Genomic DNA, 7,934 nt, shown 5'->3' with positions numbered 1-7,934 from the left:
CGCCCCGCACCCCCGATCGAGCCACAACAGACGACAGGCCAAACCCCACAGCAGAGTTGACCGGCAGCCCAAGGCAGAGATCCCAGACCCGCCCGCCGATCCCGCACGCCCCGGCTGACCCCGCACGGACGGCAGGCCAGGTCAGCCCCGCGGAAGGACGCACGCCGCGGAGCCGCCCCGACGTCACGGGACAGACGTGGCTGGCGCCCGTCGGACATTCCGACGGGCGCCAGCCTGGTGTACTACCCGGGCCCTGCCCGGTCGGTGGTGCGGATCAGTGCGCGGCTCCACCGAAGCGCTGGCGACGGCGCCACGCGAGGGTCAGCAGCAGCATGACCGCGCCGGCGCCGACCAGGCCACCGCCGAGCTTCATGGGCGTGCTGAGGCTGCTACCCGTGACGGGCAGCGGCTGCTTCTTGTGCAGCACCCGAAGCTCGGCGCTGGCGGTCCGACCGGACTCCCGGCCGGTGGCGGTGAAGGTCAGCAGACCCGTCACCGACGGCCGGTAGCTCCGGGTGAACTGGCCCGCGGCGTTGGTGCGCGCCGTGAAGCTCAGCGGCGCGCTCGCCTGGTACGCCACCGGAGCCATTGCCACGGTGCTGCCGTCGCTGCGTCGGGCCGGTGCCTGACCGGCAGCCGGGGCCGCCAGCGGCGTGACCGACACGACGATGTCGACGGTCTCGTTCGGACCGAAGCCCGTACCGGTCAGCACGACCGTCTCGCCGAGGAAGATCGTCGGCCGGTTGACGGTCAGCGACGGGGGTGCGGGCACGTACGGCGGTGGCTGTGGCGTGTCCGTGATCGTCGGCGACGGCTGCGGCTGCGGCTGTGCCGCCCCCGCCGCGGTCGGCACGGCCACCACGGCCAGGCCGACCGTGAGCGCCATGATGATGCGGGATAGCCGCATGATTGGTTCCCTCCTACTGGTCACAGCTTGGTGCGGAATGAACTTGGGTGGTCCAAGGGCTGGCGGTGGGGGTCAGCCACAGCTCGGCCTGTCCGACGCCGGTCTTCGCGGTCAACACGGTGACCTCCAAGACCCGTTCGGCGCCGGGGCTCGCCTCGACGTTGGCCGTGGCGACCTGGCGGCGTCGTTCGGTGCCGCTGCCCAGTGCGATCTCCGTACCGTCGAGGCGCGCGTCGAGCACACTTCCGCCCGCCGGACTGAAGATCGACACCAGCGTGCGGATGGTGTACGGGTCCCCCGCCAGGCCGAGGCCGAGGACCGACTCACTGAGACCGGACTTCGGCGCCGTCGAGCGCAGGGTCACCCGCAGCCGGAGCTCACGGCGGCCGTCGGGCCGGCATTCGCCGACCGTGAGGTTCGCCGTCGGCCGCAGGTAGTAGCCGAGCTTCGCGCCGCTGCCGTCGTTGAGGAACACGCCGACCGTCGGCACGGTGTCCTGTTCCGGAAGCGTCCCGGCCATCCGGCTGTCGCCGAATGTCCGCTGTTCTTCAGGTCGGGCACTCCAGAACAATATCCGGCGTTCGGTGATAGCACGGTCAAATGCGGACAACAACACCCGTGGGTTGACATTCTTCTTGAAGAAGGCGTCAAACACCGCGGCGGCGGACGCCGTGAAGAACTCGTCCTGCTGCTTGAGGTCCAACCGCTGGTAGGTCTCGTTGAGCAGCGTCTGCACGACCTTCTCGCTGGCCAGGGGGACGCCGCCGGGCACCAGAACCGGGCCGGTCGCCTTCAGCAGGTAGGACAGCACCACCGGATCGACGGCGAGGACGCCGTCCACCTTGGTGCCGGTCTTGCGGCGGAACATCTCCCGGTACAGCGCGGCGGCGGTCGGGAAGTGCGGGGTCAGGTTGACGTCCGCGGGATAGATGCCCGGCAGGTCGGTCCAGACTGCCCTGATCTCGGCGGGCAGCTTCAGCGCGGGGGTGAATCGGCCAAGGGAGGCGCTGCTGCCCTGCCGGCCCATCCGGACCTCGCCCTTCTCGGCCTCGATCATCGCGTACGCCCCGAACATTCCGCCGGTGGCACGCAACTCGGCCAGGTTCTGCGAGACCAGCAGGTACCGGCGCGGACCGTTGGCGCCGAGGAGTGGCGGCAGCAGTCGGGCGCCCTGGTCGGCGGCCGTGGTGAGGCCGGCGAGCCGGTCGATCTCGCCACGCAGGTCGGTCAACGCCTGCCGGATCTGGCTGACCAGCCGGTCGGCGGGCACCGCAGCCAGGTCGCGGCGGGTGCGCTGCACCGCACCGTCCACTCGGGACAGCTCGGCGGAGGCCCCGGTGAGTCGGGCCAGATCCAGCCGACCCTCGGTCGGCACCAGGCTGGTCAGGTCCATCCGGAGGAGAGTGGGGAACGCCTGCCGGGCCAGTTCGTCGATGGCCACGGCGATCTGCCGAACCGCGCCGAGGTCGTCTCCGGCGATCGGGGTACGCCGACCGAGCTGCCAGCTGGGGTCGTCGGTCGCGGCGCGGGCCGCGCCGGACTGCTCCTGGAGAGCGGCGAGGGTCCGCAGGGCACGGTCGGTGTCCCCGCCGACCACCTGGGCGCTCAGCTCGCGGGCCAGACCAGCGGCGTTGATCAGGTGGGCTCGGGCCTGCCAGCCGCGGAAACCGATCCAGCCGCCGGTCGCGAGCAGCAACGAGCCGACCACCAGGGCACCGAGGAGGGCCCGTCGCAGTCGGGCCCGTCGGCGGCGCCTGGACCGGCTACGTCGCCGGCGCGGTCGTTCGCTCTCCTCCGTCACACCACACTCCCGTTTCGTGGAATCGGACAGAAGGTCCGATATCCCTGACGTTCTTAGCACGTGTCAGGGCGTCTCGTACCGTTATGGCATTTCTCGTCGTTTACGCGAGGTTTCTTCGTTGCTCGACAGGCTCGGTGACCCGGCCGGCCGCCTCGAGCAGCAGCCGCTCGATCCGGTCCACCCCGGCCGGCAACGACATCTCCCGCAGGTACGCCTCCCGGCCCCGGCGGCCCATCTCCGCCCGCGTGGGCGGTGGGATGGTGGCTGCCAACCAGAACCGGTCGGCGAGCGCGGCCCAGTCCTCCGGCGGGCAGGACAACCCGGCCCGGGCGCGTTCCACCAGCTCGGCGGTGTCCCCGCCGGCCGAGGCCACCACCGGTGCGGCGCAGGAGAGCGCGGCCTGCAGCTTGCCGGGCACCATGCCCCGCAGCTCCGGCAGGTCACGCAGCATGACGAGCTGGTAGTCGGCAGCGGCGTACAGCTCGGGCATGTCCACCGGGGACCGTCGTTCCACGAAGCGGACGTTGCCCGCGCCCAGGTCGGCGGCGAGCCCCCGCACCCGCCGCTCGTCGGCGCCCGAGCCGACCAGAACCAGCTCCATCGTGCGGTCGAGCGCGGCGGCGGCCCGTACGGCGGTCTCCAGTCCCTGCCGGGCGCCGATGGTGCCGGCGTGCATCACCACGCACCGACCGTTGCGGCCGACCAGCTGGCGGGCCGCGGCGCCGGGCGTCGCCGGGTGGAAGATCCTCTCGTCGGTCCAGTTCAGCACCAGCCGGACGCGGGCCGGGTCGGCGCCCGCCGCGACCACCAGGTCCCGCATCGACGGGGCGGCCACGGCGACCCGCGCGGCGGCCCGGTAGACGCGGGCCATGGCCGCGCCCATCCGTGCCGCCCAGCGCCCGTCGCCCGCGTCGTCGGCGCCGTCGCGCGCCCAGACGTCCTGCACGTGCAGCACCGCCGGCACCCGGCCGAGCAGCCGGAGCACTCCGGCGGCGGCGAACGTCGTGGCCGGGAGCTGGAAGACGTAGAGCGCGTCCACGTCGCCGAGGAAACGGCGCGCGGTCAGTGTCGCGCTGCCGGCGAAGGAGAGATAGCTGGCCATCCTGCCGCCGGTGGACGTGGCGCCGCTGGAGTACCTCGGCACCCGCCGCACGGACAGCCGTTCGCTGTGCGTCTCGTGGTGCCACCGCTGGCGCCATCCCGGGTAGACGTGCCCGCCGGGGTAGTCCGGGAACCCGGTGAGCACCCGAACCTCGTGCCCGCGCGCGGCCAGCTCCTCGGCGAGGCTGCCGGGGATGAACGCCGGCTCGGGCGGAAAGTGGTACGACAGGATGCCGATCTTCACCGGGACACCGCCGTTGGCCACGGATCGACTTCGGTCGGCGCGGCACCGCGTCCGGCGGGTGTCCGGTCCGCGTACGATGCCGACAACCCCTCCCCGCGCGGCCACCGGCGTCGACGCACCGCGCCAGCGGTGCGGCCGCCCGCGTCCGTACCGATGAAAGGGGCACCAATGGTCGACCGCGTGCTGTTCGTCTGCCACGCCAACCTGTGCCGGTCGCCGATGGCCGAGTACCTCGCCAAGCGGCTGTTGGCCGACCGGCCGGTCACCGTGGCCAGCGCCGGCACGGACGCGATGGACGGCCTGGCCATGCACCCGTACGCGATGGAGATCGCGGCCGAGGGCGGCGCGGACCCGGCGGCGTTCCGTAGTCGGGGGCTGCGTCCCGAGTTTCTGGCCGACGCGACGCTGGTGCTGACCGCGACCCGGCGCCAGCGGTCGGTCTGTACCGCGCTGGCGCCGGCCGCGTTGCACCGGACGTTCACCCTGCGCCAGTTCGGACGGCTGGCCGAGGCGGCCGAGCCGCAGGCCGAGCCGACCGACGACTCGCTGCGGGCCGCGATCGCCGCCGCCGCCCACGCCCGGGGGCGGTTGCAACCCGCCGCCCCGGACGCGGACGACCTACGGGACCCGATCGGCGGCACCGCCGCCGACTTTCGACGCTGCGCCGAGGAGATCGAACGATCGCTACGACCCCTCGCCGCGCTCATCGGGGCAGCCGGGTGAGTTCCTGGGTGCGGTCGCTGACGCCGTTGACCCCGTTGCTCTCGCTGTGCCGGGCGGACGTCGCCCGGTCGGTCGGCACCGAGGGTGTGGCCGTGGAGGCGACCACCCGGTAGGCCTCGTACTGGTACGCCTCGGCCTTGGCCACCTTGGCCATGTTCAGCACACAGCCGAGCAACCGGACGGAGACCGAGTGCAGGGAGCGGGCCGCCGCGGCCACCTGGGTCCGGGAGGTCCGGCCCTGCTGCGTCACCAGTAGCGCGCCGTCGGCCTGGACGGCCACCACCACACCGTCGGTCACCGCGAGCAGCGGCGCGGTGTCGATGATCACGATGTCCGCCGACTCGCGCAGCGCCAGCAGCAGGTCCGCCATCGCCTTGGAGCCGAGCAGCTCGCTCGGGTTCGGCGGGGCGGAGCCGCTGGGCAGCACGAGCAGGGACTTGTCGCCCCAGCGCTGCACCACGTCGCCGACCTGGACGTCACCGACCAGCACGTCGGTGAGGCCGACGCCCGCGTCCAGCCCCAGGTACTCGTCGACCTTGGGGCGGCGCAGGTCCGCGTCGACCAGCAGGACCCGCCAGCCCGCCTCCGCCAACGCGATCGCCAGGTTGCAGGAGAGCGTGGTCTTGCCCTCGCCCTGCAGGGCGCTGGTCACGGCGATGACCCGGGCCGGCTCGTGCACGTCCACGAAGCGCAGGTTGGTACGCAGCTTGCGAACCGCCTCGGCCCGCGCCGAGGTCGCGGCCTCGCCGACGATCAGCGGTGCGGAGCGGGCGCCGCTCTCGAACGGGATCTCGCCGAGCAGCGGGCTGCCGGTGGCACGTTGCAGACCGGCGGCGTCGCGCAGCCGCACGTCGGCCACCCCGCGCAGGATCGCCAGGCCGACACCGAGCACCAGACCGATCAGCCCGCCGAGGGTCATGTTGCGTACCGGCTGAGGCGAGACGGGGTTGGCGCTGACGCGCGGACCGCTGACCACCTCGATCTTGATGGGCGCCTTGCCCTCGGGCGGCGTCTCAACCCGCTGCACGAGCTCGACGAACTTCGCGGCGAGGGTCTCGGTCACCCGCAGTGCCCGGCTCTGGTCGGTGTCGGTGATCGACGCGCGCAGCAGGACGGTGCCGGCCTCGGTGGAAGTGCTCACCCGGCGCTGCACCTCGTCCGCGGTGAGGCCGACCGGGTTCTCGGCCACGACGCTCTGCGCCAGCCGGTCGCTGCTGAGCAGGTCGGCGTACGACTTGACGCGCTGCTGAAGGAAGAGCCCACCCTGATAGGCGTCGCTGACGCCCTGGTTGGGGGTGGTGACGAAGAACGTCACCGAGGCGACGTACCGGGGTTGGGCCCGTACGGTCAGAAACGCCGAGACGCCCAGGGCCACCATGACGGTGACCAGCACGACCCACCAGTGCCGACGCACGTGGCGCAATTGGCGGAGCAGGTCCATCAGGCGCGCCTCCGTGCCGGTCCGGTTACGCCAAAGAACTTCACGAAAACCCCCAAGGTCGTTTGCAAACTCGTGAAACCATTAAAGCCGCTCATACGGCTTATGTCCGGAGTTATGTATTTTCAGCGGTGACAAGTGCGTCCGCATGCCCAACCCGACAAACGTCCAATCGGCAGCGGTGACATCGGGGAAAAGTCGGCAGCCGATCGGCTGGCATGCGGATCGCCCCTGCGGTCGCCGGCACGCACGAGCCCGGATAGGGTCGACAGCGGTGTGCCGGGAAGCCTGGTCGGCGAGTGGATTCCTGCTGTCCGACATCCCGAGGTGAGCACCGCCGATGACCGACCGCACCCCACCGCCCGACCGGTCCCGACCGGCACGGCTGTTCTCGCGATCGTCCTGGCCGGAGGCCCGGCACCTGGCCGACGTGCTGCGCACCGAGACCGTCGGCGGCGCCCTGCTGCTGCTCGGCGCCGTGCTCGCGCTGCTCTGGGCGAACTCCCCCTGGTCCGAGGCGTACGCGCGGCTGGGCGACTGGGTGCCCTGGCCCGGCGGCGCCGCCTGGCATCTCGATTTGAACCTCGCCGCCTGGGCCGCGGACGGCCTGCTGGCCATCTTCTTCTTCGTCGTGGGCCTGGAACTCAAGCGGGAGTTCATCGCCGGTGAGCTGCGCGACCCGCGGCGCGCCGCGCTGCCGGTGGTGGCCGCGCTCGGCGGAATGCTGCTGCCCGCGCTGATCTACGTGGCGGTCGTCCTGACCGCGGGCGGGGAGGGGCTGCGCGGCTGGGCGATCCCGACCGCCACCGACATCGCCTTCGCGCTGGCCGTGCTCGCGGTGGTCAGCTCACACCTGCCCCAGGGCCTGCGCGCCTTCCTGCTCACCCTCGCCGTGGTCGACGACCTGTTCGCGATCACCATCATCGCGATCTTCTACACCGCCGACTTCCACCCCGTGCCGCTGCTCGCCGCGCTGGCGCCGATCGCGCTCTTCGCCCTGCTGGTGCAGCGCGGGCGTACCTGGTGGTGGGCCCTGATCCCCCTCGCGGTCGCCACCTGGGCCCTGGTGCACGCCTCCGGTGTGCACGCCACGGTGGCCGGCGTCCTACTCGGCTTCACCGTGCCGGTGCTCACCGCCCGCCGCCGGGCGGGCGGCGCGCCGGCCGCCGGCGGACCGGCGGCCGGTGCGAGCCGGGACGCCGGTGGACTCGCCGCGCACCTGGAACACCGCTGGCGACCGGTGTCGGCCGGTTTCGCGGTGCCGATCTTCGCCCTGTTCGCCGCCGGCGTCACCCTGCGCGGCACCGACCTGGGCGCCCTGCTGACCGACCCGGTGGTGATCGCCATCGTCGCCGGTCTGGTGCTCGGCAAGAGCATCGGAATCTTCGGGTCGACCTTCCTGCTGGCGCGGTTCACCCGCGCCGAGCTGGACGAAGACATCACCTGGTCGGACCTGCTCGGGATCGCGCTGCTGGCCGGCGTCGGGTTCACCGTGTCGCTGCTCATCGGCGACCTGGCGTTCGGCGCCGGGAGCACGGCCGACGACCGGGTCAAGACGGCCGTGCTGACCGGCTCGGTGATCTCCGCCGGTTTGGCCGCCACCGTGCTGGTCCGCCGCAACGGCGTGTACCGCCGGGTGGCCGAGCGGGAACGGCTGGACGCCGACGGCGACGGCGTGCCCGACGTCTACCAGGGGTCCACCGACAGCTGACCGCTCACC

6 protein-coding genes are annotated in these 7,934 nt (G+C 72.4%); 2 read left to right on the top strand and 4 right to left on the bottom strand.

Annotation, left to right across the window (positions count from 1 at the left end):
• Positions 1–274: 274 nt before the first annotated feature.
• The 3 genes from EAD89_RS13565 to EAD89_RS13555 all read right to left on the bottom strand — a co-directional run bounded on the left by EAD89_RS13565 (position 275) and on the right by EAD89_RS13555 (position 4,053).
• Positions 275–907, bottom strand: coding sequence for a hypothetical protein (locus tag EAD89_RS13565; RefSeq protein ID WP_121656750.1), 633 nt, complete (start codon positions 905–907; stop codon positions 275–277).
• Positions 908–920: 13 nt separating this feature from the next.
• Positions 921–2,708 carry a DUF4012 domain-containing protein gene (locus EAD89_RS13560; RefSeq protein WP_121656751.1) on the bottom strand — a complete coding sequence of 596 codons (1,788 nt, stop codon included), beginning with the start codon at positions 2,706–2,708 and terminating at the stop codon, positions 921–923.
• Between the two features lie 100 nt (positions 2,709–2,808).
• Positions 2,809–4,053, bottom strand: coding sequence for a glycosyltransferase family 4 protein (locus tag EAD89_RS13555; RefSeq protein ID WP_121675948.1), 1,245 nt, complete (start codon positions 4,051–4,053; stop codon positions 2,809–2,811).
• 168 nt (positions 4,054–4,221) lie between these two features.
• Here EAD89_RS13555 and EAD89_RS13550 point away from each other — a divergent pair, with 168 nt between their 5' ends.
• A complete protein-coding gene (locus EAD89_RS13550; protein WP_121675946.1) occupies positions 4,222–4,776 on the top strand; it encodes a low molecular weight phosphatase family protein in 555 nt (184 codons plus the stop codon).
• On the opposite strand, the gene EAD89_RS13545 is transcribed toward EAD89_RS13550, so the two are convergent.
• On the bottom strand, positions 4,757–6,217 hold the full coding sequence (locus EAD89_RS13545) for a polysaccharide biosynthesis tyrosine autokinase (RefSeq protein ID WP_121656753.1): 1,461 nt from the start codon (positions 6,215–6,217) through the stop codon (positions 4,757–4,759). The genes EAD89_RS13550 and EAD89_RS13545 overlap by 20 nt on opposite strands.
• Before the next feature lie 337 nt (positions 6,218–6,554).
• Between EAD89_RS13545 and nhaA the strand changes: the two genes are divergently transcribed.
• A complete protein-coding gene (gene nhaA / locus EAD89_RS13540) occupies positions 6,555–7,925 on the top strand; it encodes a Na+/H+ antiporter NhaA (RefSeq protein ID WP_121656754.1) in 1,371 nt (456 codons plus the stop codon).
• The last annotated feature ends 9 nt before the right edge of the window (positions 7,926–7,934 follow it).

Source organism: Micromonospora sp. BL4 (assembly GCF_003667505.1).
Classification (GTDB): Bacteria; Actinomycetota; Actinomycetes; order Mycobacteriales; family Micromonosporaceae; genus Micromonospora.
The sequence above is the reverse complement of the archived record's forward strand: the minus strand, read 5'-3'. Positions and strand labels throughout refer to the sequence as shown.

Coding starts and splice junctions, on each gene's coding strand:
- nhaA (WP_121656754.1), top strand. CDS start 6,555: ATGACCGACCGCACCCCACCGCCCGACCGGTCCCGACCGGCACGGCTG.
- EAD89_RS13565 (WP_121656750.1), bottom strand. CDS start 907: ATGCGGCTATCCCGCATCATCATGGCGCTCACGGTCGGCCTGGCCGTG.
- EAD89_RS13545 (WP_121656753.1), bottom strand. CDS start 6,217: ATGGACCTGCTCCGCCAATTGCGCCACGTGCGTCGGCACTGGTGGGTC.
- EAD89_RS13550 (WP_121675946.1), top strand. CDS start 4,222: ATGGTCGACCGCGTGCTGTTCGTCTGCCACGCCAACCTGTGCCGGTCG.